The organism is Streptomyces sp. NPDC002623, from assembly GCF_053592635.1.
Window position 1 is genome coordinate 103,031 of sequence record NZ_JBSFWB010000027.1, and the last position, 26,672, is coordinate 129,702.

General features: G+C 71.4%; 25 protein-coding genes. 7 read left to right on the plus strand and 18 right to left on the minus strand.

All coding sequences use genetic code 11. From position 1 onward, the window contains the following. Window positions 1-14: 14 nt before the first annotated feature. Window positions 15-767 carry a FadR/GntR family transcriptional regulator gene (locus tag ACWD4O_RS36305; RefSeq protein WP_451286609.1) on the plus strand — a complete coding sequence of 251 codons (753 nt, stop codon included), beginning with the start codon at window positions 15-17 and terminating at the stop codon, window positions 765-767. Window positions 768-856: 89 nt separating this feature from the next. Further along, window positions 857-1,630 carry an SDR family NAD(P)-dependent oxidoreductase gene (locus ACWD4O_RS36310; RefSeq protein ID WP_451286611.1) on the plus strand — a complete coding sequence of 258 codons (774 nt, stop codon included), beginning with the start codon at window positions 857-859 and terminating at the stop codon, window positions 1,628-1,630. Between the two features lie 38 nt (window positions 1,631-1,668). Here the strand turns inward: ACWD4O_RS36310 and ACWD4O_RS36315 are convergent, their stop codons facing one another. Continuing rightward, window positions 1,669-2,412: a GntR family transcriptional regulator gene (locus ACWD4O_RS36315; RefSeq protein ID WP_450949969.1), complete on the minus strand. Its 744-nt coding sequence runs from the start codon at window positions 2,410-2,412 to the stop codon at window positions 1,669-1,671. Window positions 2,413-2,605: 193 nt separating this feature from the next. On the opposite strand from ACWD4O_RS36315, the gene ACWD4O_RS36320 reads away from it, so the two are divergent. Next, window positions 2,606-3,628 (plus strand): alpha/beta fold hydrolase, encoded by a 1,023-nt coding sequence (locus ACWD4O_RS36320; RefSeq protein WP_451286613.1) that lies wholly within the window; start codon window positions 2,606-2,608, stop codon window positions 3,626-3,628. Between the two features lie 35 nt (window positions 3,629-3,663). Here the strand turns inward: ACWD4O_RS36320 and ACWD4O_RS36325 are convergent, their stop codons facing one another. Genes ACWD4O_RS36325 through ACWD4O_RS36345 form a run of 5 tightly spaced genes read right to left on the minus strand, consistent with a single transcriptional unit; the run spans window position 3,664 to window position 8,623 of the window. After that, a complete protein-coding gene (locus ACWD4O_RS36325) occupies window positions 3,664-4,155 on the minus strand; it encodes a carboxymuconolactone decarboxylase family protein (protein WP_451286615.1) in 492 nt (163 codons plus the stop codon). A gap of 23 nt (window positions 4,156-4,178) precedes the next feature. Further along, entirely contained in the window at window positions 4,179-5,657 is a 1,479-nt protein-coding gene (locus ACWD4O_RS36330) for a carboxylesterase/lipase family protein (RefSeq protein WP_451286618.1), read from the minus strand. Then, window positions 5,654-6,910, minus strand: coding sequence for an amidohydrolase family protein (locus ACWD4O_RS36335; protein WP_451286619.1), 1,257 nt, complete (start codon window positions 6,908-6,910; stop codon window positions 5,654-5,656). The genes ACWD4O_RS36330 and ACWD4O_RS36335 overlap by 4 nt, the downstream gene beginning before the upstream one ends. Then, window positions 6,907-7,734 (minus strand): fumarylacetoacetate hydrolase family protein, encoded by an 828-nt coding sequence (locus ACWD4O_RS36340; protein WP_451286621.1) that lies wholly within the window; start codon window positions 7,732-7,734, stop codon window positions 6,907-6,909. Before ACWD4O_RS36340 ends, ACWD4O_RS36335 begins: the two co-directional genes overlap by 4 nt. A gap of 4 nt (window positions 7,735-7,738) precedes the next feature. Next, window positions 7,739-8,623, minus strand: coding sequence for a fumarylacetoacetate hydrolase family protein (locus ACWD4O_RS36345; protein WP_398424918.1), 885 nt, complete (start codon window positions 8,621-8,623; stop codon window positions 7,739-7,741). Between the two features lie 106 nt (window positions 8,624-8,729). Here ACWD4O_RS36345 and ACWD4O_RS36350 point away from each other — a divergent pair, with 106 nt between their 5' ends. Both ACWD4O_RS36350 and ACWD4O_RS36355 read left to right on the plus strand, forming a co-directional pair. Then, entirely contained in the window at window positions 8,730-9,470 is a 741-nt protein-coding gene (locus ACWD4O_RS36350) for an SDR family NAD(P)-dependent oxidoreductase (RefSeq protein WP_451286623.1), read from the plus strand. A gap of 40 nt (window positions 9,471-9,510) precedes the next feature. Further along, window positions 9,511-10,293 carry an SDR family NAD(P)-dependent oxidoreductase gene (locus ACWD4O_RS36355; protein WP_451286625.1) on the plus strand — a complete coding sequence of 261 codons (783 nt, stop codon included), beginning with the start codon at window positions 9,511-9,513 and terminating at the stop codon, window positions 10,291-10,293. A 74-nt stretch (window positions 10,294-10,367) separates the two neighbouring features. Here the strand turns inward: ACWD4O_RS36355 and ACWD4O_RS36360 are convergent, their stop codons facing one another. The 9 genes from ACWD4O_RS36360 to ACWD4O_RS36400 form a co-directional block, all read right to left on the minus strand. Further along, window positions 10,368-12,359 carry a hypothetical protein gene (locus tag ACWD4O_RS36360; RefSeq protein ID WP_451286627.1) on the minus strand — a complete coding sequence of 664 codons (1,992 nt, stop codon included), beginning with the start codon at window positions 12,357-12,359 and terminating at the stop codon, window positions 10,368-10,370. Window positions 12,360-12,510: 151 nt separating this feature from the next. After that, entirely contained in the window at window positions 12,511-12,933 is a 423-nt protein-coding gene (locus tag ACWD4O_RS36365) for a VOC family protein (RefSeq protein ID WP_451286629.1), read from the minus strand. Continuing rightward, the gene (locus ACWD4O_RS36370) at window positions 12,930-13,763 is read right to left on the minus strand and encodes an ABC transporter ATP-binding protein (RefSeq protein ID WP_451286631.1); all 834 of its coding nucleotides are present in this window, start codon (window positions 13,761-13,763) and stop codon (window positions 12,930-12,932) included. Before ACWD4O_RS36370 ends, ACWD4O_RS36365 begins: the two co-directional genes overlap by 4 nt. After that, window positions 13,760-14,677 (minus strand): ABC transporter permease, encoded by a 918-nt coding sequence (locus tag ACWD4O_RS36375; RefSeq protein ID WP_451286633.1) that lies wholly within the window; start codon window positions 14,675-14,677, stop codon window positions 13,760-13,762. The genes ACWD4O_RS36370 and ACWD4O_RS36375 overlap by 4 nt, the downstream gene beginning before the upstream one ends. Window positions 14,678-14,682: 5 nt before the next feature. Then, entirely contained in the window at window positions 14,683-15,450 is a 768-nt protein-coding gene (locus ACWD4O_RS36380; protein WP_451286634.1) for an ABC transporter permease, read from the minus strand. A 2-nt stretch (window positions 15,451-15,452) separates the two neighbouring features. Continuing rightward, window positions 15,453-16,460: an ABC transporter substrate-binding protein gene (locus ACWD4O_RS36385; protein ID WP_451286636.1), complete on the minus strand. Its 1,008-nt coding sequence runs from the start codon at window positions 16,458-16,460 to the stop codon at window positions 15,453-15,455. Between the two features lie 14 nt (window positions 16,461-16,474). After that, window positions 16,475-17,842: an FAD-binding oxidoreductase gene (locus ACWD4O_RS36390; RefSeq protein WP_451286637.1), complete on the minus strand. Its 1,368-nt coding sequence runs from the start codon at window positions 17,840-17,842 to the stop codon at window positions 16,475-16,477. A gap of 83 nt (window positions 17,843-17,925) precedes the next feature. Further along, window positions 17,926-18,876, minus strand: coding sequence for an amidohydrolase family protein (locus ACWD4O_RS36395; protein ID WP_451286639.1), 951 nt, complete (start codon window positions 18,874-18,876; stop codon window positions 17,926-17,928). After that, a complete protein-coding gene (locus ACWD4O_RS36400; RefSeq protein WP_451046068.1) occupies window positions 18,869-19,693 on the minus strand; it encodes an SDR family NAD(P)-dependent oxidoreductase in 825 nt (274 codons plus the stop codon). The genes ACWD4O_RS36395 and ACWD4O_RS36400 overlap by 8 nt, the downstream gene beginning before the upstream one ends. 160 nt (window positions 19,694-19,853) lie before the next feature. Between ACWD4O_RS36400 and ACWD4O_RS36405 the strand changes: the two genes are divergently transcribed. Together ACWD4O_RS36405 and ACWD4O_RS36410 are read left to right on the plus strand one after the other, a co-directional pair. After that, window positions 19,854-21,233 carry a hypothetical protein gene (locus tag ACWD4O_RS36405; RefSeq protein ID WP_451286641.1) on the plus strand — a complete coding sequence of 460 codons (1,380 nt, stop codon included), beginning with the start codon at window positions 19,854-19,856 and terminating at the stop codon, window positions 21,231-21,233. Then, on the plus strand, window positions 21,230-21,805 hold the full coding sequence (locus ACWD4O_RS36410; RefSeq protein WP_451286643.1) for a carboxymuconolactone decarboxylase family protein: 576 nt from the start codon (window positions 21,230-21,232) through the stop codon (window positions 21,803-21,805). Before ACWD4O_RS36405 ends, ACWD4O_RS36410 begins: the two co-directional genes overlap by 4 nt. A 9-nt stretch (window positions 21,806-21,814) precedes the next feature. Here ACWD4O_RS36410 and ACWD4O_RS36415 read toward each other — a convergent pair whose 3' ends face one another. The 3 genes from ACWD4O_RS36415 to ACWD4O_RS36425 all read right to left on the minus strand — a co-directional run bounded on the left by ACWD4O_RS36415 (window position 21,815) and on the right by ACWD4O_RS36425 (window position 26,223). Then, window positions 21,815-23,221 (minus strand): cation:dicarboxylate symporter family transporter, encoded by a 1,407-nt coding sequence (locus ACWD4O_RS36415; protein WP_451286645.1) that lies wholly within the window; start codon window positions 23,219-23,221, stop codon window positions 21,815-21,817. A gap of 160 nt (window positions 23,222-23,381) precedes the next feature. After that, window positions 23,382-24,356: an Lrp/AsnC family transcriptional regulator gene (locus ACWD4O_RS36420; RefSeq protein WP_451286646.1), complete on the minus strand. Its 975-nt coding sequence runs from the start codon at window positions 24,354-24,356 to the stop codon at window positions 23,382-23,384. A gap of 190 nt (window positions 24,357-24,546) precedes the next feature. Next, a complete protein-coding gene (locus tag ACWD4O_RS36425; RefSeq protein ID WP_451286648.1) occupies window positions 24,547-26,223 on the minus strand; it encodes an MFS transporter in 1,677 nt (558 codons plus the stop codon). Window positions 26,224-26,672 lie beyond the last annotated feature (449 nt).

Genomic DNA, 26,672 nt, shown 5'->3' on the forward strand with positions numbered 1-26,672 from the left:
AGGGAGGCGTGCTCGTGGCAGTGACCGACGAGGCGATGGACAAGATCAAGGCGATGATCGTGGCGGGCGACCTCGCGCCGGGTTCCCGGCTGCCCAAGGAGGAGCTGCTCGCCGGACAGCTGGGCCTGTCCCGCAGTTCGCTGCGCGAGGCGGTGCGGGCGCTGACCGCGATGCGGATCCTGGTCGCCCGGCAAGGGGACGGCACCTATGTGTCGAGCCTGGAGCCCCATCTCCTCTTCGAGGCGTTCTCCTTCGCCTCGGACGTCTCCCAGGGGCAGACGGCGCTGCAACTGCTGGAGGTCCGCCGGCTGCTCGAACCGCAGGCGACCGGTCTGGCCGCCGCGCTGCTCGGTCCGGACGATCTCGACGAGCTGGGCGCGGTGCTGCGGCGGTCCCGGTCCGCGGCGACGGTCGAGGAGTTCGTGGGGCACGACATCGCGTTCCATCTGCGGATCGTCGAGGCCGTCGGCAATCCGGTGCTGTCGATGCTGCTGCGGGTGCTGTCCACGCGCACCCAGCGGGTCCGTATCGTCCGGGGCACCCGGACCGAGCGGGCCGTGGAGCACGCACACCGGGAGCACGACGAGATCCTCCGCGCGCTGCGGGCGCGCGACGCCCAGTTGGCGGTGTCGACCGCGACGGTGCACATCGCGGCCGTGGAGCAGTGGCTGGCGGCCGGCCTCGTCGAGGATCCGTTGCTGCCCTGGCAGGAGAACTCACCTGCAACTGTCGACAGAAATGACCATTCAGAGCATCACACCCCTTGACTAGCCCATAGTGTCGACACTAGGAAGGAGGGGCGAGCCGTGCCGCGGTCTCGTACGACCGCCATGAACTCCTCCTGAAGGGGGTCCACATGACCGGCAGGCTCTCTGGGAAAGTCGCTCTCGTCACCGGTGCGGGCGCCGGGATCGGCCAGGGCTGTGCGCTGCTCTTCGCCGAGCAGGGCGCGACCGTCATCGGCTGCGACCTCGACACCGCCGCCGCCGAACGCACCCGCAAGGCGGCCGCCGACCGGGGGCTGGCCGTCGAGGTGCTCGCGCCGCTCGACATGACCGTCCCCGCCGACGCCCGTCGCTTCGCGGACGAGGCGATGGCGCGGCACGGCCGCGTCGACGTCCTGGTGACGGCGGGGGCCATCGCCCCGCACATGGCCACGGCCGCCGGGATGGACTTCGCCGCGCAGTGGTCGCCGACCCTGCACGGCGAGGTGGACGTGGTCTTCCTGCCCGTGCAGGCCGTGTGGCCGCACATGGAGGCCTCCGGTGGCGGCTCGATCGTCAACTTCGCCTCGGTGAACGCCTTCCGGGGCAGCGGGAACTTCGGGATGGTCGCGCACTGCGCGGGCAAGGCGGCCGTTCTCGGGCTGACCCGTCAACTGGCCGTCGAGGGAGGCCCGTCGGGCATCCGCGCCAACACCATCTCGCCCGGCATGGTCCGCACGCCCGCGACCGAGTCCGCCGGCGCCCACGACGGCGCCGCACGCGAGGCGCTGCTGGCCCGGATCCCGCTGGGCCGGGTCGGGACGCCGGAGGACATCGCCTGGTGCGCGGTGTATCTGGCGTCGCAGGAGTCGGCATGGGTGACGGGCGGCAACTTCCCCGTCGACGGCGGAGTGCTGGCCAAGTGAGCCGCCCCCAGAGGGCGCGGGAGCGCTGCCCGCAGGTGCTACGAGGCCGCCCGCTGCCTGCGGACGGGCTTGCGGCCGCGTGCCGCGTCGTCCTGTTCCAACTGCTCCTCCACGGCTCGCTGCGCGCGCACCGTCGCTCCCGCGATCAGTGCCGAGGCCAGTTCCTCGTCCCGCTCCTCGCAGGCCTGCAGCAGCCGTTCCTGATCGTCGATGCTGTGGGCGAGGCGCCCGGCCCGGGTCAGGCTCAGGTGTCGCAGCATCAGCGTGCGCAGGGCCAGCGAGTCCAGGATCTGCTTCAGGGTGGCGTTGCCGACGATCTCGGTCATCCGCTCCTGGAGCAGCACGTGGTTCCAGAAGTACGCGTCCACGTCACCGGCGTCGGCCAGCTCCCGCATCCGCTCGACGCGGGTGCGCAGCTCGGCGAGCTCCTCGTCGTCGGCCCGCTCCACCAGCAGGGCCGCGAGCATCGACAGCAGGCGCTTGCGCACCTGGTAGATGTCCCGGATGTCCTGCGGGGACGGCGCGGCGACCCGGGGCCGGCGGCGCGCCTTCATCTCGACCAGCCCCTCCTGCTCGAGGAGCATCAGCGCCTCGCGGACGGGCGTACGGCTGGTGTCGAACCGGCGTGACAGATCGACGCTGTTGAGGTCCTGACCCGGTTCCAGCCGGCCCTCGATGATGCCCGCGCCGACCCACTCGGCGATCTGCGCGACCAGCGGCTCACGCCGGTCCCGCAGCCGCAGGAGGCGCTCCAGCACGAGATGCGTGTCCTGATCGGTCATGCGGCACTTCTCCCTGCCTGTCCGAGCTCACAGCCAATACAACGGTGTCGACACTATCTCACCCCAGGACGGGTCACAGCGGGGATCCCCCGCGATCTCCGACGTCCTGTCGACAGAGAGCATCAGTCACCGGAGCGGACCGCCGAAGAACCCGCCGAATCTCACCGGAATCTCACCGAGGAAACGAGGAATCATGAAGCGAGCCCGCACGAACCCGTCCACTCAGTCCACTACTTCCGCCCCGCCCACCCCGTCCGCCTCGTCCACCCCGTCCGCTCTCACCAGACGCTCCGTGGTGGGAGGCGCGCTGGCCGCGATCGCGGCGACCGGTGTCGCCCAGGGTACGGCTGAGGCCGGGGACGCGTCCGCCGGGCAGCCGTCGCGGCCTTCGCAGCCTTGGGAGCCGGTGCCCGAGCAGGCGCCGGTGACCGAGTATCAGGTGCCGGTGTCCGGGGGCGGCAGCCTGTGGTGCTGGGACACCGGCGGCGCCGGGGAGGCCGTGGTCCTGCTGCATCCCGGCTCGGGGAGCGGCGAGAGCTGGCCGTACCAGCAGCCGGTGCTGGCCGCGGCGGGGCTCCGGGTCGTGGGCTACTCACGGCGGGGCGCGTACCACTCGGTGGCGGGCGCCAGGGCGGAGGCCGACACCGCCTCCGGCGACCTCGACACGCTGGCCGACCGGTTGGGCCTGGAGACCTTCCACCTCTGCGGTTCGGCGGCGGGCGGACCCGTGGCGATCGACTACGCCCTGTCGTACGGGGACCGGCTGCGCAGTCTCACCGTGTCGGGCAGCATCATGGCCGTCCAGGACGCGGAGTACGCGGAGCTGACCGCGGCGCTCCAGCCCGACCCGTTCGGCGACCTGCCCGTCGACTTCAAGGAGCTCGGCCCGTCGTACCGGGGCGGCGACCGGGACGGGGTGGCGGCCTGGCTGGAGATCCACGACCGGGCCAGGACCGCCGACGCCTTCCCGCAGTCCCTCGCGAACACGATCACCTGGGCGGCCATGGAGACCCTCACCCTGCCCGTCCAGCTCATCACCGGCGACGCCGACCTCTACAGTCCGCCGTCCGTCATGCGCCTCAACTCCGGGCATCTGCGGGACGTGGAGACGCATGTCGTCCGCGAGGCGGGTCACAACCCGCACTGGGAGCAGCCGGCCGCGTGGAACCGGCTGCTCGTGGACTTCGTGAGGCGGCAGCGCGGCAGCCGTTCCTAGCAACCGGTCCTAGCAGCCGTCCCTGACAGCCGCTCCTAGACGTCGAGTGCGACCAGGAAGCGGGACACCATGTTGTACGCGGCCACGGTCGCCGTCAGTTCGACGAGTTCGGCGTCGGTGAAGTGGGCGCGGAGGGCGTCGAACACCTCGTCGGGGACGTGAACGTCGCGGGTCATCGCGTCGGTGTAGGCGATGACCCGCTGTCGGCGGTCGTCGAACTCCGGTTTCTCACGGCGCAGTTCGGCCAGATCGGAGTCGTCGAGCCCTGCTCTGCGCGCCTCGGGCTCGTGCGCCGTCCACTCGTACGGGGCGCGGTTGAGCACGGCGATCCGCAGGATCACCAACTCGCGTATGTCTGCCGGGAGTTCCAGCCGTGCCCGGATGGCGCCGAGCAGGGTGTTCCAGCCGTCGGCGAGCTGTGGGCTGTGCAGCAGCATGCGGTCGAGCGGGCGCAGTGCGCCGCCTCGGCGTTCGCGGACGCGGTGGGCGATCTCGCCGGCGCCTTCGGTCTCGGGGAGTCTTGCCACTCTCGGGGTCCTCTCGTGGGGAGTCAGCGGGGGCGGGGGCAGCGGGCCAACAGCCGCATGGCGTCGAGGCGTTCGACCGTGGCCGCTCGCGCGCAGTCCCCGAACTCGGGGTTCCCGAACTCCATCGTCTCGGTGCCGGTGAACGCCGACCACGCCGGCAGCGCGCCGCCGTTCGGGTCGCCCGTCTCCACGAAGCGGGCCCAGGCGTCCGCCATGGTGCGGGCCAGCTCGCGGTCCGACTCGGTCCAGGGCCAGGGTCGGCAGTCCAGGTTGTCGAGGACGTACGGGAGTTCGGCGGTGTGGTGGACGCCGTATCCCGGCAGTCCGTCGCGCGGCGGCGCCAGGTCCAGGCCGTCCGGCAGCGGGGGCGTCCGGGCGAAGCGGTACATGCGGGTCGGCGCCGTCCGGGCATGGGCGACGGCCCAGCGCCACACCGGGTAGCCGAAACGGCTCTCGCCGGTGAACAGCCGTGCCGTGCGCCGGGCTTCCGCCAGGTCCCGTACGGGATACAGCGCGTCGGCGCCGGGTTCCACCGGGAGGCCGCGCAGGACGTCCGGGGTCGCGTAGACCGAGCCCTCGTCGACGTTGGAGCCGACCAGCAGCGGTACGGCGTGCTGACGGCCGGCGGCGAAGACGTCGTCGCTGGGCTCGGTCAGGACCCGGCCGTCCACGACGGGCCCGAAGTGGCCGCGGAGCACAAGTTCCGTGCCGTCGAGCCGCCGCAGTGCGTCGATGTCCGGGTCGCCGAGGCCGGCCGCCCAGCGCAGCCCCTGTTTCTGGGCGGCGAGCTGGTCGGCAAGGGGCCCCTCGGCGCGTCCGATGCCGGAGGCGCTCTGTCCGAGGGCCGCCCGGAAGAGGGGCCGGGCTGCCCGTGAGGCCATGAGGTGGCAGATGTGGGCGGCTCCGGCGGAGTTGCCGGCGAGGGTCACCCGGTCGGGGTCGCCGCCGAAGGCCGCGATGCTCTCCCGCACCCAGGCCAGGGCGGCGACGACGTCCAGCAGCCCGTAGTTCCCGGACGCGCCGAGGTCGTCCTCGGCGGCCAGTTCGGGGTGGGCGAGGAAGCCGAGCGCTCCCAGCCGGTGGTTCAGGGTCACGACGACGAGCCCCCGACGGGCCATCGCGCGCCCGTCGTGGATCTCCTGGCCGCCGTGACCGTAGCGGTTGCCGCCGCCGTGGATCCAGACCATGACCGGCAGTCCGGCGGCGGGTGCGGGGTCGGGTGTCCACACGTTGAGGTAGAGGCAGTCCTCGCTCGTCACCAGCGCGCGGTGGTCGGCGAAGTTGGTGTGGAACATGATCGAGTCGCGGGGCGGCTGCGGCTGCAGCGGAGCGGGCCCGAAGTCGTGGGCCCGCCGCTCGCCGGACCAGCGGGCGGCGGGCCGGGGCGGCCGCCAGCGCAGCGGGCCGACGGGGGGCTCGGCGAACGGGATGCCCCGGAACACCGCCACGCCCCGGTCCCACTCCCCCAGGAGCCGCCCGGCGGGCGTACGGGCCCGGATCACCCGCGGGCCCTGTGCTGCTCGCGGGCCTTGTGCTGCTCGCGGGCCTTGTGCAGCTTGCCGTCCTTCATGATCGCCGCCAGCCGGTCGCGGTCCTGGAGGATGCCGATCTCCTCCAGCGGGTCGCCGTCGACGAGGACCAGGTCGGCGAGGAACCCCGGGCGGATCAGCCCGAGTTCGTGCTCCATGCCCATGATCTGCCCGCCGTGGCGGGTCGCCGCGCGCAGCGCCTGGGCGGGGGTGAAGCCGAACCAGTCGACGAACAGTTCGAGGTCGCGGAGGTTGCGGCCGACCGGGTTCCACGCGAAGCCGTAGTCGCCGCCCGGGACGACGCGTATGCCGCGCCGGACCAGTTCGGGCACGACCGCGCGCACGGCCTCGGCGGTGGCCTCGACCTCCATCCCCGGCTCGGGTTCGCTGCCGGCCTCGTGCAGGTTGGCGTGGATGATGCCCGGGGTGGGGGCGACGAAGACGCGGTCGCGGGCCGCTTCGAGGAGGTCGAGTGCCTCCTCGTCGGCGAAGGTGCAGTGGTAGACGGCGCGGATGCCGTACCGCACGGCCATCTTGATCGACTCGGCGGCGTGTGCGTGCGCGGTGAGCCAGACGCCGTGCTTCTCCGCCGCCTTGGCCGCGGCGGCGACCTCCTCCGCGGTGAACTGCACGATCCGGGACGTCCCCTGTACGACCGCGCTCTCCCCGGACAGCGACAACTTCACGATGTCGACGCCCAGTTGGGCCATGTCGGTGACGAACCGGGCCACCGAGTACGGGTCGGAGGCGCGCCCGTCGACGCCCGGGAAGTCGTAGACGCCGGGTTCGACCATGCCCGCGCTGCCCTCCCAGGACGCGGCCTTCAACCGCGGTCCGGGCATCCAGCCCTCGGCGAAGGCCTTGCGGGCGGCGATCTCCGTGCGCGGGAGCCGGTTGCCGCCGGAGTAGGCGCTGGTGATGCCGTGGTCGAGCAGTACGCGTCCGGCGTGCGCCACGAGCAGCGCCTTCTCCTCCTCGGGCTCGTCGCGGCGCGCCGAGCGATGCTCGACGGTGGAGCCGAAGCCGAGGTGGGCGTGGGCGTCGACGAGTCCGGGGAGCAGGGTGCCGCCGCCTCCGTCGATCACCCGGGCGTCGGTCCGCAGGTCGCGCGCGATGCGGTCGGCCACCGCCGTGATGCGGTTGCCCTCGACGAGCACATCGGCCGGGAAGGGGTCCTTTCCGGTGCCGTCGAAGACCTGGACGTCGGTGAAGAGCGTGCGGGTCATGGCGTCGCCCTCCGGAAGCGGTGCCGCATCTCGCCGACTCCCCCGATACGACTGACGAGTTCGTCGTCGGGGGTGAGGAAGCGCTGCGGCGACCGGCGGTTGCCGACGCCCGCCGGGGTCCCGGTGAAGACGAGATCGCCGGGCAGCAGGGTGCAGAACTCGCTGAGATACGCAATCAGTTCGGGAATCGGGAAGATCATGCCGGCCGTGCGGTCGTGCTGGACCCGCTCGCCGTTGAGTTCACAGGTCAGTTCCAGGTCGTCGCGGTCGCCGGTCCGGTCGATCTCGTCGAGGCTCACCAGCGCCGGTCCCACCGGACCGAATCCGGGATGCGACTTGGCGAGGGAGAACTGGGCCGGGCGGCCGGCGAGTTGGGCGATCCGCTCGGACAGGTCCTGGCCGACGGTGAGCGCCACGACCGGCTCCCAGCCCTTCTCCACCGGCACCCGGCGGGCCTCGCGGCCGATGACGGCGACCAGTTCGAGTTCCCAGTCGACATGGCCGTCCGGCAGCTCCACGGTGGTGTGCGGGCCGGTGAGGCAGGTCGGGAACTTGGTGAACACCAGGGGCGCTTCGGGCTCCTGGTACCCCGCCTCGGCGGTGTGGGGGCGGTAGTTGAGGGCGACGGCGAAGATCTGGCGCGGTGCGGGGACGGGCGCTTCCAGCTCGGCCTCTTCGTAGGGACGCCCCCCTGTGGCGCCCCTGGACCAGTCGAGCAGGCCGTCCCAGTGGAGGAAGAGGTCCCCGGCGTACTCGGCGGGGAGGTCGAGGGCGCCGTCCTCGGTCAACAGGACGGGCCTTCCGGCCAGTTGTGCGATCCTCATCGACTCACACCCAGAGCCCGGCGGGCGGCTCTTCGCCGCCGTACGCGTCGGACCAGGAGACGACCCGGTTGCGCAGGACGCCCAGACCCTCGATCTCGGCCTCGACGACGTCGCCGGGCCTGAGGTAGTTGGCGAAGGGGTCCTCGGTGCTCGCGGCGACGCCGGCGACGGTGCCGGTGGTGATGAGGTCGCCGGCGCTGTAGACCTGCGGCGAGTGGTAGGCGACCAGTTGCGGGATGGACACCGACATCCGGGCGGTGTTGGACTTCTGGCGGACGTCGCCGTTGACCCGTAGCTCCATGTCGAGGTCGTGCGGGTCGTCGATCTCGTCGGCGGTGACGATGTACGGGCCGATCGGGCAGAAGGTCTCGATGGCCTTGGAGAAGGAGAAGACCCCGGACTCCATCTCCTTGCGCTGGATGTCGCGGGCGGTGATGTCGTTGAAGACGAGATAGCCGGCGATGTGCTCGGCGGCCTGCTCGGCGGAGAAGAAGCGGCCCGGCTTGCCTATGACGACGGCGAGTTCGAGTTCGTAGTCGAGTTCCCGGGTGAGGTTCGCCGGGTACACGATCGGCTCGTCGGGGCCGATGATCGCGTCGACGTTCTGGAAGAACACGATGCCTTTGTTCACCGGGTGGGACCAGTCCACGCGCACCAGGTCCTCGTGGTGCTCGCGGAAGTTGCCGGCCGTGTGGAAGAACTTCTTGGGCGTGATCGGCGCCCGCAGCCGGACGTCGGCCGACGCGAACGTCCGCCCGGTCTCGCCGACCTGGCCCTCGCGTTCGAAGAACACGCGGGTGGAGGGCACGTCCAGCCCCACGACGGTGTCGCCGTCGAGCCGCCCCACCAGTCCGGTCTCCGGACCCGCGTCGAACGTCACCAGTTTCATCGGAACCTCCCTAACTGTCGACACTCACCTTGCCAATTGCCCTATCGACCGTCAAGAGGTGCGCCAAGTGTGGACACAAAACACAGGAGTGGCTTACGGTCCGAGCATGCGGACAACATGGGACTTCGCCGGTACCCGTGCCCTCGTCGCCGGAGCCGGCGGGATCGGCGCAGCGGTGACCCGGGCCCTCGCCGGGGCGGGCGCGGCGGTCGTCGTGCTCGACATGGACAAGGACCGGCTCGACGACATCGCCCAGGACGGCGCGCACGGCATCGCGGCCGACCTCACCTCGGCCGAGGCCTGCCGGACCGCGGTCGGCGAGGCGGTCGAACTCCTCGGCGGGCTGGACGTGTTCGTGCACGCGGTCGGCGTCAACGACCGCAGACCCGTGCTGGAGACGCCGGACGAGGTGTGGGAGCGGCTGGTCGCGGTCAACCTCTCCAGCGCCTTCTGGCTGGGCCGGGCCGCGGGGGCCGTGCTGGTGCCGAACGGCTATGGGCGCGTCGTGTACCTGTCCTCCGTCTCCGGTCTGCTCGCCCACAAGGAGCATGCGCCGTACGCGGCGACCAAGGGCGGCGTGAACCAGCTGATGCGGGTGATGGCGCGCGAGTGGGCGGCTTCCGGCGTCACCGTCAACGCGGTCGCCCCCGGCTACACCGAGACCGACCTCACCCGCGGCTACCTGGCCGAGCCCGGTGTGCGCGCATCCCTGGAGTCGCTGGTGCCCGCCGGACGCCTCGGCCGGCCCGAGGACCTGACCGGGCCCGTCCTCTTCCTCGCCTCCGCCGAGTCCGCGTTCGTCACCGGTCAGGTGCTGTACGCCGACGGCGGGCGGACCCTCGTATGAACACCCCTGCACGTCACGCGACTTCATGAACGGAGAACGTATGAACCCCGTCCCCGAGCGATTCGCCGGCCGGACCGTCCTCGTCACCGGCGCGGGCACCGGATTCGGCGCCGAGATCGCCGTACGCGCCGCGCGGGAGGGCGCCGATGTCGCCGTTCACTACCGAAGCTCGCACGCGGGCGCGCAGGCGACGGCGGAACGGGTGACGGCGCTCGGCCGCAAGGCCTTCGTCGTCCGGGCCGACATCGCCGAGCACGATCAGATCAAGCGCCTCGCCGACGAGGTGTGGGGGCACTTCGGCCGACTCGACGTGGCGGTGAACAACGTCGGCGACGTGGCCCGCGAGCAGATGTCGTGGCGCGACCTCACCGAGAGTTCCGTCGACCACGTCCTCGCCGTCGACATCAAGGGCACCCTGCTGTGCACGCACGAGTTCGGGGCGCGGATGCTGGAGCAGGACGGCGGGGGCTCCATCGTCAACATCGGCTCCACCGTCGTCGTACGGGGCAGTGCGCGGGCCCCGCAGTACGCGGCCGCCAAGTACGGGATCATCGGCCTGACCAAGTCGTACGCGCACGCTTTCGCGCCGGCGGTGCGGGTGAACGTGTTCGCGCCGGGGTTCATCGAGACCGAGGCCACGCTGGGCCGTGCGGACTGGCAGGGCGGGCGCGGGGACGCACTGCGGGCGGCGACGCCCATGGGACGCATTCCCGGACCGGAGGAGCTCGCGGGAGCGGCCCTGTTCCTGGCCACGGAGGACGCCCACCACATCACGGGCGGGTTCCTGGTCGCGGACGGCGGCTACAACATGCTGGGCGCGTAGCGCCCACCACGAACGCCGGCCCCCGGGGAGACGGTTCGCATCCCGGGGGCCGGTTCTTTCCGTGGCCGCTTCGGCTACGCGACGGTCAGGGTGAGGGCTCCGGTGTAGGTGGTGCCCGCCTGGATCGCTGTGGCCGTGCCGTTGACCGTCAGGGTCACGGTCTTGCCGGAGGGGGCGGTCACCGCGGCGGTCGACGCCAGGGTGAGGGCGCTCAGGTAGGACGTGCCGGTGACCGTCCAGGTGGAGCCGGCGCCCAGCGTCACCAGGACGCCGTTGTTGACGACCGCGCTCGGGGTGTTGGTCACCTCGCTGATCTCCCGGTACTGGGCCGAGGTGATCGTGGACACGCTGTGCTTGGCGGTGCTCGCCGAGATGACGCCCTCGACGGTCGAGCGGGTGAACGTGAGGTTCAGGTTCTGGCCCTGGAGGCTCGCGTTGCCGCCGCCCCACACGGAGTTGTAGAAGTCCCCCGTCAGTTCGATGTCCGTGAAGGAGCCCTTCGCGTCGGTGGACTGGCCGCTGGTGGTGACCCAGCTCGACGACTTGGTCGGGGACCCGGTCGGCTCGGTGTACGTGCCGGTCGTCTCCGTCTTCCATGCCTTGCCCGACACCGAGACGCTGCTCGGCCGGTCGGTGTCCATGAGCTGGAAGACGACCCCGTTGCCGGGGTTGATCGCGGCGCCCTGGGAGCCGTCCACGGTGACCGAGCCGGCGACCGCCTTGCACATGAACGTGGTCTCGCCCGTGTTGACCTCGGTGCCGCCGTCGATGGCCACGGAGCCGGCCGCGTACCACAACACCATGAAGCGACCGGCGTTCACGACGGTCGGCTTCTCCGTCAGCGCGCTCAACTCGGCGCTGGTGAGACCGAGTTCGAGCGAGGTGTTGAGGGCGGCGACGGCCGCTGCCGTGCTGTTGCCGTAGTGCGCCGACGCGCCCCAGTGGATGAGGGCGTAGTCGCCGACGTCGAAGGTGCAGCCGAGGAAGTGCTCGGTCACGTTGCCGATGGCGTAGGAGCCGTAGCCCTGACCGCCGGTGTTGGCGATGGTGCTGTTGATGGCCGTGAGGGTGCAGTAGCTGCCGCCGTCGACGGAGAGCGCGCCCCATTTCTCCGAGGAGATCGAGGAGTTGATGAACGACGCCTTCGTGCTCGCGCCGAGCAGATTGGTGGTGCGGACGTTGCCGGACAGGCCCAGCATCCACGGCACGGTGATCATGTAGCGGGTGTCGCCGGTACCCGCCGTGGGGTATTCGTCGGGGACGACTCCGTCGGCGCAGTGCAGGGTGGAGTTCTTGACGATCACATTGGCGCTCGCGTCGGCGATGACCGCGGTGCGGACCACGCCGACATTGCTGATGGTGGCTCCGTCGAGGACGAGCCTGGTGCCCGCGCCGGTGCCGACGACCGAGGCTCCGTAGCCGATGAAGTCGCAGCGGCCGTTGCCGTCGAAGGCGATCTTCGGGTCGGTGAGGGTGTAGCTGCCGCCGCCGGTGACGTAGACGCCGTTGAACGCCTCGCCATTGGACAGGAGCGTGATGTCCGAGGCGGCGGTGTCGGTGACGGTGCCGCCGCGCACGTCGGAGGGGACCGATTTGGCCTCGTCGACCCCGTCGGCGTCGACGTAGATCGCCTGCCGGAAGGGGAAGGTGAGGTCGTCGTAGGCGAGGTCGGTGGCCTCGGCGACCGTCAGGACGATCGTGCCGGTGTAGCTGCCGGCGGCGATCGCGGTGGCCGCGCCGCCGTAGCCGTCCGTGAGTGCGGCGAGCCGGGAGCCGGTCTCCACACCGTTGACGGTGAGGCTCAGGCTGTATCCGTCGGGGACGGTGATGACGCCGCCCTCTTCGATGGTGAGGCAGCTCGCGGTGGTCGTCGCGGTCAGCTCCAGGGTCTCCCCGGAGGCGACCTCGATGCACGCGGCGGCCCTCCTCGCGGCCTTCGTGGACGCGGCGTGCGCGCTCGCGGGGGCGACGAGCGTCGGGGCCATGGCGGCGGCCACCGCCACGAGCAGGGCACGGGGGCGGGCCCGGTAGGTGACGTCGGGTCCGGGCCTGCTGGTGCGAGTCACGGTGAACTCCCTTGTTCTCAGTGTTCTCAGTGGGTCTTCGGTGGGTTTTCGGGCATGGCCGACCGACGGACGCCGGTCAGCGAGAGGGAAGGAGGAGAGGGAAGGGAAGCAATGGGGGGGAAGGCGGACCGTCGGTCAGGCAGACAGGCGGTCAGCCGCCGGCCCGGTCGATCAGCTCGATGAGGTTCCCGTACGGGTCGGACACGAAGGCCATCCGGGCGTCCGGTCTGGGCGCCGGGCGCGGGCTCATCCGCACGCCCGCGCCCGCGGCGACGAGCCGGGCGAACTCGGTGTCGACCTCGTCGGCCGTGTCGACGGCCAGGCAGAGGTGGCCGTAGCCGAGCGTGCCCGCCGCCGCCACCGGGCCGTCGGCGACCAGGCCCGGTACGGCGTCCGGGCGGTGGAGCAACTCGATGCGGTGGCCGCCGGCATGACGGAGCATCACACCCCGCAGGTCGGTGCCGGGCACGGTGAACGCGTGCTCCTCGGTGAGGTGCAGCGCCTCGCAGTACCAGGCGACGGCGGCCCGGAGGTCGGGGACGCAGATGCCGACGTGGTCGAGCCTGGCGGTCACTGACGCGCCGCTTCCGGTCGGGTCGGTCGGGACGGTCGAGTCGGTCGGGTCGGCACCTTCTCTCCGCGGATGAGGGCCAGCACCCGGGTGCGCAGTTCGGCGAACCGGGGATCGGCCCGGGTCGTCAGCTGGTCGCGGTCGGGGCCGAGCCCGATGGTGAGGTTGTCCAGGACGGCCGTCGGCTTCCCGCCGAGGACGACGACGCGGTCCCCCAGGTAGACGGCCTCGTCGATGTCGTGCGTGACCACGACCACGGTGATGCCGAGCTGTCGGCGCAGTTGCAGGGTCAGGTCCTCCAGGTCGAACCGGGACTGGGCGTCGACCGACCCGAACGGCTCGTCCATCAGCAGGACCGGGGCGTCGTAGGCGAGGCCGCGCGCGATGGCCACGCGCTGCTGCATGCCTCCGGAGAGCTGCCAGGGGTACTTGTCGCCGACGTCCGGGAGGCCGACCGCCTCCAGGCACTCCAGCGCCCGCGCCTTGCGCACGGCCTTCCTCACGCCCCGGCCCTGGAGCGGGAAGGCGACGTTGTCCCACACGCGCAGCCACGGCAGCAGGGAGCCGCGGTAGTCCTGGGAGACGACGGCGATGTCGGCGTGTGGCTCGGTGAGCGCCTGGTCGCCGTAGCGCACCCGGCCCCCGGTCGGCCGGGACAGCCCGGCGAGGCAGCGCAGGAGGGTCGTCTTGCCCGCGCCGGACGGGCCGACGATGCACACCGACTCGCCGGGCTCCACGCGCAGGGTGAGGCCGTCGAGCACCCGGTGCTCCTGTGGGCCCTGCCCGAAGCTCATGCAGAGGTCCTCGACGTACAGGCTCGAACCGCGTGTCATACGACGACTCCGTTGCTCTTGATGCTCTCGGTGCTGTCGGGGTTGTCTGGGTTGTTGGCGTTGTCGGGGTTGTCGGTGGTCCCGGCGCGTTCCGGCCGCGGGGAGCGTGCCCGGGGTGCGCGCTGGTGGTACCAGCCCAGGACGCGGTGCTCGACCAGCAGGAGCAGCACGCTCAGGCCGTATCCGAGGACGCCGATCAGGATGGTGCCGGCCCAGGTCTCGGCGACGTGGAAGCTCGATCCGCTCTGCAGGATGAAGTTGCCGAGGCCGATGGGCGAGCCGTAGATCTCGCTGACGACCATGAGGACGACGGCGATGGAGAGCGCCACCCGGATGCCGGCGAGGATCTGCGGCAGGGCCCCGGGCAGGATCACCCGGCGCAGCCGTAGCGGCCAGGGGATGCGGTAGCCGCGGGCGGTCTCGTGCACGGCCGGGCCGATGGCCTGTACGCCGCTGATGGTGTTCAGCAGGATCGGCCACACCGAGCCCAGGAAGATCAGGAAGATCTTGGGTCCGGAGCCGATGCCCAGGGTGAGGATGATGACGGGCACGAACCCGACCGTGGGGGTCGCGCGGGCGAAGTCGAGGAGCGGGCCGGTGGCCAGTCGCAGGGTGCGGATCTCCCCGATGACGAGTCCGGCGCCGGCTCCCACGACGGTGGCGAGGGCCAGTCCGAGCAGGATGTTGCGCAGGCTGAACAGCAGGTCCTCGACGAGAGAGCCGTGCAGGAGTTCGTCCCACAGGGTGGTGAGGACCTCGGTGAGCGGCGGGAAGTAGAAGCTGGTGCTGCCCGCCGTCGCGACGAGCAGGACGGCGAACACCAGTGCAGGCAGCCAGAGTTGGCGCAGGATCGCCTTCCACGGCAGCCTAGACGGGGCGTGCGACGGGACGTGCGACGCAGTCTTCGACGGCATGGCGGCTATTCGCCTCCCTGGTGGGTGGGCGGTCGCCAGCGCAGCAGCCGGTGTTCGGCGAACTGTGCCAGCACGGTGATCGAGTAGCCGATGCAGCCGGCGACGAGGATGTAGGCGTACGCCCGTGCCGAGGCCCCGCCCTGCTGCGACTCCATGATCATGTGGCCGATGCCGGGGAGTGTGGTGAGCACTTCGACGCCGATGGCGACCAGGACGGAGGTGGCCGCCGCCAGCCGCAGTCCGGTCATGATCGAGGGCACCGCGCCGGGCAGGATCACCCGGCGGAAGCGCAGCAGGCGCGGGATGCGGTAGCCGTGCACCGTCTCGTGGATCGCCGGGGTCACGCTGCGGGCGCCGTACTGGGCCTGGAGCAGGACCGGGAAGACGCAGGCGAGGAAGACGACGGTCGCCTTCATCCCGGGGGTGGAGCCGAGGACCAGCAGGAACACCGGCAGCAGGGCGATCACCGGGAAGGAGCGCAGGATCTCCATGAGCAGCCGGGACGACTCCTCGGCCGCCTGGTACACCCCGGTGACCAGCCCGAGCGGGACGCCCACGGCGATCGCCACGGCCAGCCCGGTGACCGCGCCGCGCAGCGTCTCCCCGAGCGCCTGCCAGAAGTCGCCGCTGCCGAGGAGGTCGCCGAGTGCGGCGGCCACGGGCGCCGGCCCCGGGAGCGCGGTCGAACTGACCACGCCCACCGCGGCGATCAGCGCCCACAGCGCCAACACGGCGGCCAGTGCGCCGAGTTGAAGCAGTCGGACCTTGGCCATCGCTACTCCCCGGCCGAGGTCGGGGCCTGGTCCCAGTAGAGGGCCGCGTCCTTGGGCTCGTTGTCGAGCAGGTCGAACTCGTGCATCTTGGCGATGACCGTGCGCATGACGGTGGTGTCGAGGTTCTTGTCGTAGTAGTTGGTGTCGTGCGCGTCGATGAAGGCGGCGGGCACCTGGGTGTACTTCTTGTCGATCGCCTTCACGGCCGCGGGGTTCGCGTTGGCGTAGGTGATGGCCTTGGCGACCGCGTCGATGAACTTCTTCGCGGTGTCGCCGTTGGAGAGCAGGTACTTCTCGCTGGAGAACAGCAGGCCCTGCACCATGCCGGGCACGTCGTTCATGCCGTTGCCGATGGAGCGCAGTCCGCTGTCGAGGCCGGCGAAGTAGAAGGGGCCGAAGGAGAAGATCGCGTCGGTCTTGCCGGAGGTGGCGGCGTCGGTGAGCGAAGTCGTGGGCAGGGCGACGAACTTGACCTTGCCCGGGTCGCCGCCGGCCTTCTGCACCAGGTACTCGCAGATGAACTGGATGGTGCCGCCGAGCGCGGAGATGCCGACGGTCCTGCCCTCCAGGTCGGCGAAGGACTCGATCGCGCTGTCCTTCTTCACCAGCAGTCCGTCGGTGGGGTCGGTCCTGGTGGTCGCCGACTGCAGGCCCGTCACGATCCGGAGGGGCATGTCCTGGGCCGCGCCCTTGAGGAAGCCGGAGCTGTCCGTCATCGCGAACTGCGCCTCGCTGTTGAGGACGGACGGCGCGTTCTGCGAGGTGTCCTGGGCGCCCGCCTTGATGGTGACGTCGAGGCCCGCGTCCTCGAAGTAGCCCTGCTGCTCGGCTATGTAGAGGGGTTCGAAGATAGCGCCGTTGGAGCGCAGGACGGTGATCTCGGCCTTGCCGTCGGCCGAGGCGGCGGTGGTGGAGTCCCCGCCGCAGGCGGTGAGGGTGAGGGATCCGGTGAGTGCGAGGACGGACAGGACGACGAGGCCACGACGCCGCGGGCTTCTCGAGGTTTCCATGGAACGGCTCTCCTTCAGTGGGTCCGCGCGCGTCCCGCGGCGGCGTAGGCGGTCGTGGATTCCCGTGGCGTCATATAGGTGCGGAAGACGCCGTCGGGGTCGTATGCGGCCCGGATCTCCTCCAGACGTGCGGAGTTGGCCGGGCTGAGTCCGTGGTCGAAGCGGTCGGCGAGGTTGTTGTCGGAGAACTGCAGTCCCGTCGACAGGTGCTGGAGGTCGGCGAGGTGTCCGTGGGCCCAGCGTTCGTGCGCGAGGTCCTGGGCCGGGTCGGTCCAGCCCGCGTTGGGCGAGAGGTAGACCTTGCCCTGGCTGGACCAGCAGGCGTCGGCGCGCTGCGGGTGGCCGCTCCACAGCATCCACAGCACATGGCTGGTGGTGTCCGGGACGGAGTCGAACAGCGGCCGGGCGGCGGCGAGGAGCTTGTCGACCGGCTCGTCGGTCCAGATCCCGTCGAGCGCCCAGCGCATGCCGGGCGGGGTCATGCGGTCGGCGTAGTCGTACAGCTCGGCCATGGTGGTCTCCTGGGCGACCGTCCAGCGGATCGCCCGCTCACGGAAGGGCGCCTCCTCCAGCAGGGCGAGAGGGTTCTCGTCCGTCTCGCAGAAGGCGGTGGCGGTGACGGAGACCGTCTGCCGGTCGAGCCCCGGCGAGAAGCCGATCTTCGCCGAGAACTCGACGGTCGGCGAGAGCCGTTCGAGGGTGGCGTGCGACCAGGCCAGCACCTCGTCGCGCAGGTCGAGCGGATAGGTGTGCACGGTCCGCAGGATGCGGCGCGGCAGGTCGTGCAGGGCGAGATGGAAGCGGGTGACGACGCCGAAGAAGCCGGGGCCGCTGCCGCGGGCCGCCCACATCAGGTCGGGGTGCGTCTCGTCGGTGGCGTGCACCAGGGTGCCGTCGGCGAGGACGACGTCGATCGCCTGGATGCTCAGGCAGGCCGGGCCGAGCCGGCGGGAGTTCCAGCCGTAGCCGCCGCCCAGGACGAAACCGCCGATGCCGACGGTGGGCGCGTGTCCGGTGGGGAAGAACAGACCGTGTGGAGCCAGTCGATCGAGCAGGGCCGGGCCCTTGGCCGCGGGCTGTACGGCGGCCGTCCCCGTCAGGGGGTCGACCCGGATGTCCTGCAGTCGCGAGAGGTCGAGCAGCATGCCGCCGTCCCGCACTCCGTTGCCCACCCAGCTGTGACCGCCGGAGCGGATGCCGATGGCCAGGCCCTCGCGGAGGGCGAGCCGTACGGCGGCCACCACGTCCTGCTCGCTGTCGGCGAGCACGATGACGTCCGGATACCGGTCGGGCTTACGCTCGTTCCAGACGGCGTCGAGGCGAGCGCGCTCGTATCGCTCGTCGCCGCGCCGTAAGACATTGTGCCGGGACAGCCGAACCATGCCGTTCTCCTCACGCGGGGTTCGAGTCGGGACCCTACTGTCGACACTTTTCCCCTTCAAGGGATCTGACAGTGAATTACCTGTCATTTCCTGTCACTACTGCCGACACTAGTGCGCCGAAAGGCAGTTGACGGGAAGTCGTAGAGCTCGGCCGGGTTGTCCACCATCAGCCGATGGAGGTGTGCGGGGTCGGGTGCGATGCTCGCGACTAGATCCACGAGCAGGCCGTCGTCGGGGGCGGCCGAGGCGATGTTGACGTGCGGATAGTCCGTCCCCCAGACGACGCGCTCCGGGGCGTACTCCACCAGGGAGGCGGCCAGCGCGACCGCGTCGGCGTAGGGCGGGCCCTGCCGGGAGATCCGGTCGACGCCGCTGAGCTTCACCCACACCTCCCCGCCGTCGAGCAGCGCGCGCAGGCTGCGCAGGGCGGGGTCGTCACGCCCCGCGGCGAGGTCGACCCGTCCGATGTGGTCGATGACGGTTCTGCCGGGCAGGGCGCGCACCAGCGCCTCCAGGACGGCGATCTCCTCGCCCCGGACATGGAGTTGGACCGCCCAGCCGAGTCCGTCGACGAGTTCGAGGACGGAGTCGATCTCGGCGCGGCTGGGCGGAGTGCGCAGATGGGGAAGGAAGTTGAGCCGGAAGGCCCGCACCCCGGCCCGGTGCAGTTCCTCGACCTCGGACCGGGTGGTCGTCTCGCCGATCAGGGCGACTCCGCGCAGCCGGCCGTCGCCGGATCGCAGGGCGTCCAGCAGGACGGAGTGGTCGTGGCCGTGGCAGGACGACTGCACGATCACCGCACGGGTGATCCCCAAGTGGGCGTGCAGCGCACGGACTTGCTCCTTGGGAGCGTCCACGGGCGTGAACGTGCGGTCCGCGGCGTAGGGGAAGACGTCGGCCGGGCCGAGGATGTGGCAGTGGGCGTCGCAGCTGTCCGGCGGGAGCACCAGGGACGGGGTGCGGGGGGCGGGGTGCGGGGGCGGGCAGCCGGGCGAGACCGCCAACTGCGCTCCCTGGAGGGCCGGTTCAGTCACAGCGGGCCGTCATTCCACCGTCGACGACGATCTCCGTGCCGGTGACGAAGCGGGCCTCCTCGGAGGCGAGGAAGAGCGCGGCGTACGCCGTGTCGCGACCGTCGCCCATGAAGCCGAGCGGGATCCGGGCCTGCCGCTGGGCCAGCAGCTTCGCCACGTCGCCGCCCGCACGCTGGCCGGCGAGCCGGGCCTCGACCATCGGCGTGTGCAACTGCCCCGGGACGACGGTGTTGACCCGGATGCCGTCCGGCGCGTACTCGACGGCGGTGACCCGGGACAGCTGGATGACCGCGGCCTTGGCCGCCGCGTAGCCCACCTGGGCGGCGCCGGTCCAGCGCAGCCCGGACGCCGAGGCGGTGTTCACGATGGCGCCCCCGCCGGCCCGCCGCATGATCGGGACGATGTGCTTGCAGGCCACGAAGGCGCTGGTGAGGTTGGTGCGCAACTGGCTCTCCCAGTCCTCCAGACTGAGGTCCACCGCACCTCCCGGCCGGGAGCCGCCGACGTTGTTGACAAGGATGTCGACGCGTCCCGCGAGCCCCTCGCACTCGGCGAAGTAGTCCCGCACGGCGGTGGGTTCGGTGACGTCCAGCACCGCCGTGTGGGCGCTGCCGCCCTCGTCGCGGATCTGGCGCGCGGTGACGTCGAGGGCCGCTTCGTCCCGGTCGGCCAGGAACACGGTGGCGCCCTCGCGGGCGAAGACGACGGCGGTGGCGCGGCCGTTGCCCCAGCCGGGGCCGACGCTTCCGGCTCCGCCGATGACGGCGATGCGGCCCGCCAGTCGGCCGAGCCGCTTGTCGGGCACGTCTTGGGTCACGGGGATCTCCCTCGGGTCGGTGGGGCGAGACTGTCGACAGTTTTAGCCATGTGTCGACAGAAAGTAAATATCCAGGCCATCAACGGCCGACAACCCATACCTATTGCCTATAGTGTCGACAGAGTCGAGAGACAGTGACTGAGGAGATCCGAGGAGATCCATGGCCAAGCCGCCCGTGTTCACCCCCGACGAGATCGCCCGGTTCCGCGCCGAGCTGGCCTCGCGCCGCGCGGCCGGCGCCTACGAGCCGGGTCGCTGGTCGGTCAGTCCCCTCAACCGCCGTCCGGAAGTGACCGGTTCACTCCCCCGCGCGGTACGGCTGCGGGACGCGACGCTGCGCTCGGTCGAGACACTGCCCGGCGTGGTGGCCCCGGCCGAGGCGAAGCGGGCGTTCCTGCGGCGGCTCGTGGCCTGCGGAGTGCCGGAGGTCGTCACGGCGGGGCTCGGCGGCCGGGACCCGGCCGCGCTCAAGGCCGAGGTCGAGCTGGTCAAGGGCGAGAACCCGGACTGCCGGGTGATCTGCCCGCTGATGCGCTCACGCGAGGACATCGACCGGGCGGCCGCGGCCGGTTACGACGCCGTGCAGGTCTGGGTGCAGGGCTTCGGCGAGACCTCGCTGATCTACCAGGCCCCGGTGTACGGCCGGGCGTGGCGCGGCGAGGAGTGGCGCACCCCGGACACCCCGCGCGACCGGGCCGGCGTGCTCGCCCGTGCGGCGGGCCTGGTCGAGTACGCCCGGACCCGCGGCCTCGACGTGATCGTGCCGCTGCTCATGGTCTCCTACGCCACCGACGAGACCCACGAGCAGTCGGTCGCCGTCCTCACCGCCGCCGGAGCGGGTGAACTCACCTTGTTCGACGGCCCGGGCGCGATGAGCCCGGAGGCGTTCGCGCATCTCGTCGGGCGCACGAAGGCCCTCGCACCGCAGGTGGAGGTCGGGCTGCACCCGCACAACACCTTCGGCCTGGCGGTCGGTTGCGCGGTGGCGGCCGTGCGGGCCGGCGCCACCGCCGTCGAACTGTCGGTCAACGGGTACTGCGGCGGCCCCGGCAACGCCGACCTGGCGGCGACCACGCTCGCCTTCGAGGCGCTGTACGGCGTGCACACCGGCATCAGGACCGAGGGCCTCACCGAACTGGCCCGCGTGGGCGCTGAACTGACGAACTATCACCCGGCCTGGAACCATCCGGTCACCGGCACCCACGCCTTCTGCTGGGGCGGCATGGATCTCATCACCCAGGAGACGGAGATCGACCCCCTCCTGCACAACTGCCTCGAACCGGCGGCGGTCGGCAACTTCCGCAAGGTGCCGTTCACTGCGGACAGCGGCCCGTACACCCTCGCCGACAAGCTGACGGCCCTCGGCGTCGATCCGACGCCCGCCCAGGTGGACGCCGTCCTGGACCGGGCCCGGGAACTGATGGCACGCGAGGGCCGACTGCTGACGGACCACGATCTGGCCGCGCTGGCGAGAACGGCGACGCCGGATGCGGCCTCCGCCGCGGCCGGGGCGGCCGAGGCGGCGGGGGAAGCGCGGTGAGCGCGGCGAGCACCCGGCTGCGGCTGCTCACCCCGGCCGAACTCGACACCGAACAGCGGGCGTTGTACGCCGACATCACCGGCGGACCGCGTGCCGCCGGCCCACAGCTCTTCGCCCTCACCGACGACGAAGGGCGTCTGCGGGGGCCGTTCAACGCGATGCTGCTCAGCCCCGGCGCGGGCCGGGCGCTCCAGGAACTGGGCGCCGCGATCCGCTACCGCACCGGCCTCGGTCCTCGGCTGCGCGAGATCGCGATCCTGGTGGTCGCCCAGGCCTGGGACAGCGCCTTCGAACGCCATGCGCACGAACGCGTCGGGGCCGCCGTCGGCCTGACGGACGACGAGTTGCTGGCCCTGCGCGAAGGCCGCGACCCGAGCCTGTCCGATCCCGTCGAGCGGGCCGCCTGGGCGTTCACACGGGCCCTGACCGACCGCGCCGGGGTGCTGGACGAGCCCGCGTACGAGACGGCCCGCGCCACGCTGGGCGAAAGCACGCTCTTCGAACTGTCCACGCTGGTGGGCTACTACAGCACCCTGGCGCTCCAACTGCGGCTCTTCGAGGTACCGGCCTGACGACGGGCGTCAGCTCGGGCGGTCGACGTCCACGCGCGGGGCGTCCGCGTCCGGGGCCGTGTCGGGGGCCGTCGGGATCACGGGGTCCACCGGGTCCACCAGGTCCGTGGGCGCCATGGGGGCCTCCCCGTTCAGGACCCGCTTCGCCCGGTCCAGATCCAGCGCGCCTTCCCAGCGGGAGACCGCGAAGGCGGCCACGCAGTTGCCGAGGAGGTTGGTGGCGACCCGCATCGAGTCCATGATGCGGTCCACGCCCAGCAGCAGGGCGACGGCCCCGGCGGGGATGACGCCGAGCGCGGAGGCGGTCGCCGACAGGGCGAGGAACGCCGAACCGGGCACGCCCGCCATGCCCTTGCTGGTGAGCATGAGCATCAGCACGACGGTCACCTGTTGGCCGAGGGTGAGGTCGACGCCCACGGCCTGCGCGATGAAGAGCGTCGCGATCGACAGGTAGATCGAGGCGCCGTCCAGGTTGAAGGAGTAGCCGGTGGGCACCACGAGACCCACGGCGTCGTCACGGCAGCCGGCGTGGCGCAGTTTCTGCATCATGCGGGGCATGACGGTCTCGCTGGAGGCGGTGCCGAGGGCGAGCAGCATCTCCTCGCGGGTATAGCGGACGAACTTCCACAGGCTCAGCCCGGTGAACGCCTTCAGCGCCGCCGCGAGCAGCAGCAGGAACAGCAGGGCGACGGCGTAGCAGACGCCGATGAGCTTGCCGTACGTCGACAGCACGCCCAGCCCGTACTGGCCGACCAGGTGCGCGGTGGCGCCGAAGACGGCGAGGGGCGCCAGCTTCATGACGAAGCCGACGATCGCGAAGACGACCTCCTGCACCTGCTCGACGGCCGGCAGGATCGCGGGGACCTTGGTGTGGCCCAGGTGCAGGAGAGCCGCGCCCACCAGACAGGCGAGGACCAGGACCTGCAGGAGCGCGTTCTCGGCGAACGCTCCGACCGCGCTCTCGGGAAGCGCGTGCAGCAGGAACTCGCCGGTCGACGGCAGGGAGCCACCGCCGGTCTTCGCGTCGACCGCGCCCGCGTCGAGCTTGGCCGGATCGACGTTCATCCCGGCGCCGGGCTGCACCAGGTTTCCCGCGACCAGACCGAGGAGCAGGGCGAACGTCGTCGCCACCTCGAACCAGATCAGGGCCTTGAGGCCGATGCGGCCGAACGCCCTGAGGTTGCCGGCCTTGGCTATGCCGGTGACCACCACACAGAACACCAGCGGCGCGATGACCGCCTTGATGAGCCTCACGAAGCCGTCGCCCAACGGCTGGACGGCTGTGCCCACATCGGGCCACAGCCGGCCTACGAGCAATCCGAGCACCAGGGCGCAGGCGACCTGGATGAACAGCGAGGTACGCAGCAGACGTGCGACGCGTCGCGGGCGGGACGGTACGGACAGCGACACAGGCATCCTCCGAGCCAGACTTTCGTCATACGGAAATTATCTTCCGCGACGTGCCCGTCACTATGGATCAAGTGACGACTCCGCAGAAGAGCCCGGACTCGCACCGGCGAAATCTTGGAGGTTCGTCCAAGTACGTCGCCGGGTCGGTGCGTCGCCCTGTCCGTGCTCAGCGGGTCGGTTCGTACGTCAGCTGTTTGACCTGGCGCAGGGTGAGGGTCGTCTCGACCGCCTGGACGCCCTGAAGGGCGCCGATCTTCTCGCTCAGGTAGCGGTAGAGCTCGCCGGTGTCGGCGGCGACGACCGACGCGACCAGGTTGGCCTGGCCCGTGATGGCCCCGGCGAACCCGACCTCGCGGTGTTCCGCGAGCGCCCGGCCGACCTCGGCGAGGGCGGAGGGCACCACGGTGAGCCACAGCATCGCGCCGACGGCGAGGCCGAGCGAGGCGGTGTCGTGCTGCACGTCGAAGTAGAGGGCTCCCGAGGCGCGCAGCCGTTCCACCCGCCGTTTGACCACCGACTCCGACTGGCCGGTCGCGCTCTGGAGCTCGCTGAACGTGGCCCGCCCGTCGCGCCGGAGCAGATCCACGAGCGCTTCGTCGTCCGCGTCGAGGTGCACCGATGCGTCGTCCGGCTCGCTCTTCGGCGGACGCAGCGCCGCCGTCTCGGCCGGATCGAGTGCCTGGATCTTGTCGAGCCAGCCGAGCGGGCCGCCGTAGAACTTGTGCAGCAGACAGTGGGCGCTGACCGAGACGAGGCCGGGGGTGCGCCGCAGTCGCTCCAGGAGGAGTTCGTCGCGATCATGTCGGCTGCGGGGCCGCATGGCGCACAGGACCTCGGTGCCGCCCGAGATCAACTCGACGTAGGAGGTGTCGGGGCGCCGGGCCAGGGCCTTCGCCAGTTGCTCCGCCGCGTCGGGCGTGCAGCGCAGCCGGACGATCCAGCTGGCGCGGCCGAGGCGGCTCTCGTCGAGCAGGCCGACCACCCGCAGGCCCGCCGTGGTGCGCAGCCGCCGGAAGCGTCGCGCGATGGTCTGGTCGGACACTCCGAGCACCTCGCCGATGCGGCTGAAGGGCGCCCGGCCGTCGAGTTGCAGGGCCTGCAGCAACTTCAGGTCCAGTGCGTCGACGGGCGGTGAGTCCACGGAGGTCTCCTGGTTCGGGGCGGGGCGAACTGTATGAGGTGATCGGGTGGGCGGCCGCGGTCGCACCGGGGCCCGGGATCATCGTGCGCGATCCCGGGCCCCGGTGCGACGCCGTGCCCGTCCCCACGGACGGCGTCGGTGCCGGGCCCGGCGTTCCGCTCGGCACGCCCGCGGCCCGGCACGTCCGATGTCACCCTCCGGTCTGGTTGCCCGCCAGGGAGGGGGTTTCGCCCACCCCCTGGGCTCCCGCGCCGCCGGAGCCCAGGGCGGCGGAGCCCTGGCCGCCGGAACCCTGGGCGGCCGGCTCGTGACGCGGTCCGACGGTCTTCGTCGGTGCCGCCTGCTGCGGGCGGCGCAGCAGAAGTGCTCCGACGGCGGCCGCGAGCAGGGTCAGCACCGCGGCGACGACCAGGCAGAGGTGCAGGCCGTCGAGGAAGGACTCGGACAGCGCGCCCAGGACGCGGGGCGTGTCCGCGCCGACGTCGACACCGGCCACGGCGCCGATGCCGCCGGCGTCGGCGACCGCCTTGACCTGCTGGACGGTCTGCCCGGTGAGCCCGGCGTCGGTCAGATGACCCGGCAGGGCGTCGACGGCCTTGGTGGACAGCAGGGCGCCGAGGATGGCCGGGCCGAGCGCGGCGCCGACCTGACGGAAGGCGTTGTTGCCGGCGGCCGCCATGCCGGCCTGGTGGAAGGGGACCGAGCTGACCGCGGTGGCGGTCATCGGGGTGATGACGAAGGCCATGCCGAGGCCGAGCAGAGCCAGCCGCCAGGCCAGCGACCCGAAGGAGGTGTCGGCGGCGATGTTCGTGAGAGTGAGCAGTCCGGCCGTGACGACCAGCAGGCCGCCGGGGATCAGGAGCCGCGGCGAGACGCGGTGGACGAGCTTGCCGACCGGGGCGCCCAGCACCAGCGGGACCATCGACACCATCAGCAGCCGCCAGGCCGCGTCCAGTGTGGACAGGTGCTGGACCATGCCGAAGTAGAGGCTGAGGGCGAAGAAGAACCCGATCAGCCCCAGGAAGCTGATCATGGCGATCAGGGTGGTGGCGGTGAAGGCCGGGCTGCGGAACAGGGAGAGGTCCAGCATCGGGCTCGCGCTGCGGCGCTCCACCATGACGAACGCCACGGCCGCGACGGCGGCGGTGAACAGCGCCACCATGACCTTGACGTCGGTGAAGGACTCGGCGCCGCCCTCGATGATGCCGTAGACGAGCGCGGTGATCGTCAGCGCGGCGGTGATCTGGCCGGGCCAGTCCAGGCGGCGCGAGCCCGGGGCCCGGGAGTCGGTCAGCAGCTTCGCCGCGGCAGCCATGGCGAGCAGCGAGACCGGCACGGGCAGGAGGTAGATCCAGCGCCAGTCGAAGTGGTCGAGGATGACGCCCGCGATGATCGGCCCCAGGGCCAGGGCGGCGGTGAGCGCGGTGGCCCACAGGCCGATGAACTTGCCGCGCTCGCGCGGGTCCGGCACCGCGTGGCTGATCAGCGCGAGGGTGGTGGGCAGCAGGGCGGCCGAGCCGAGACCGGCCAGGGCCTGACCGGCCCAGACGGTCTGGACGTTCTGCGCGCACAGCGCGACGAGCGCGCCGAGGCCGCTCAGCGCGAGGCCCGCCTGGAAGACCTTCTTGCGGCCGTGGACGTCACCGAAGACTCCGGCGGTGAGGATGAGGGCGGCCATCGGCAGGACGAACGCGTCGGAGACCCAGGAGAGTTGGGAGGTCGAGGCGCCGAGGGCCCGCTGGACGGCGGGCAGGCTCGCCGAGACGGTGGTCACCGGCAGATAGGCGACGAACACACCGACGCAGGCCATGACGAGCGTGGCGGCCCGCCGTTCCTGCGGCGCGTTCGCCGTGGTCGTGGCATTCACGGAAGACTCTTTCTCGGGGCGCCGCGGCGCTGAGCGCCGGGGGCTGAGGGCTGGGAGCCGGGATCGACTGACGGGGATCACCTTCGGCCCCCTCTGCCGTCCGACTCCAGCCACGCCCGCCGAAACCCGGAAAACCGACATCCGGGCGCGCCTTTCCGTCGGTCTTCGACTCCCGGACCGACTCAGGCCTTCGGTGCGGAGCGGCAGGCTGAGCGGCAGGCTCCTTGACAAGCTCGAAGCGGACGGAAGACCATGTTGCACATACAGAAGCGTGTTGCGTTATTCGAGACACCGAGTTCACTCGTAGTCCGCTCGTAGTCCACTCGTAGCTCTTCGAGGAAGCCGCAGATGACTGTTCTGAACACGCCCCTGCACGAGCTCGACCCGGAGATCGCCGCCGCGGTCGACGCCGAGCTGAACCGCCAGCAGTCCACCCTCGAGATGATCGC

What these genes read in the sequence shown, in the direction of transcription:
- ACWD4O_RS36310 (WP_451286611.1), top strand. Translation starts at nt 857, where the DNA reads ATGACCGGCAGGCTCTCTGGGAAAGTCGCTCTCGTCACCGGTGCGGGC.
- ACWD4O_RS36315 (WP_450949969.1), bottom strand. Translation starts at nt 2,412, where the DNA reads ATGACCGATCAGGACACGCATCTCGTGCTGGAGCGCCTCCTGCGGCTG.
- ACWD4O_RS36320 (WP_451286613.1), top strand. Translation starts at nt 2,606, where the DNA reads ATGAAGCGAGCCCGCACGAACCCGTCCACTCAGTCCACTACTTCCGCC.
- ACWD4O_RS36335 (WP_451286619.1), bottom strand. Translation starts at nt 6,910, where the DNA reads ATGACCCGCACGCTCTTCACCGACGTCCAGGTCTTCGACGGCACCGGA.
- ACWD4O_RS36340 (WP_451286621.1), bottom strand. Translation starts at nt 7,734, where the DNA reads ATGAGGATCGCACAACTGGCCGGAAGGCCCGTCCTGTTGACCGAGGAC.
- ACWD4O_RS36345 (WP_398424918.1), bottom strand. Translation starts at nt 8,623, where the DNA reads ATGAAACTGGTGACGTTCGACGCGGGTCCGGAGACCGGACTGGTGGGG.
- ACWD4O_RS36350 (WP_451286623.1), top strand. Translation starts at nt 8,730, where the DNA reads ATGCGGACAACATGGGACTTCGCCGGTACCCGTGCCCTCGTCGCCGGA.
- ACWD4O_RS36355 (WP_451286625.1), top strand. Translation starts at nt 9,511, where the DNA reads ATGAACCCCGTCCCCGAGCGATTCGCCGGCCGGACCGTCCTCGTCACC.
- ACWD4O_RS36370 (WP_451286631.1), bottom strand. Translation starts at nt 13,763, where the DNA reads ATGACACGCGGTTCGAGCCTGTACGTCGAGGACCTCTGCATGAGCTTC.
- ACWD4O_RS36375 (WP_451286633.1), bottom strand. Translation starts at nt 14,677, where the DNA reads ATGCCGTCGAAGACTGCGTCGCACGTCCCGTCGCACGCCCCGTCTAGG.
- ACWD4O_RS36380 (WP_451286634.1), bottom strand. Translation starts at nt 15,450, where the DNA reads ATGGCCAAGGTCCGACTGCTTCAACTCGGCGCACTGGCCGCCGTGTTG.
- ACWD4O_RS36385 (WP_451286636.1), bottom strand. Translation starts at nt 16,460, where the DNA reads ATGGAAACCTCGAGAAGCCCGCGGCGTCGTGGCCTCGTCGTCCTGTCC.
- ACWD4O_RS36390 (WP_451286637.1), bottom strand. Translation starts at nt 17,842, where the DNA reads ATGGTTCGGCTGTCCCGGCACAATGTCTTACGGCGCGGCGACGAGCGA.
- ACWD4O_RS36405 (WP_451286641.1), top strand. Translation starts at nt 19,854, where the DNA reads ATGGCCAAGCCGCCCGTGTTCACCCCCGACGAGATCGCCCGGTTCCGC.
- ACWD4O_RS36415 (WP_451286645.1), bottom strand. Translation starts at nt 23,221, where the DNA reads ATGCCTGTGTCGCTGTCCGTACCGTCCCGCCCGCGACGCGTCGCACGT.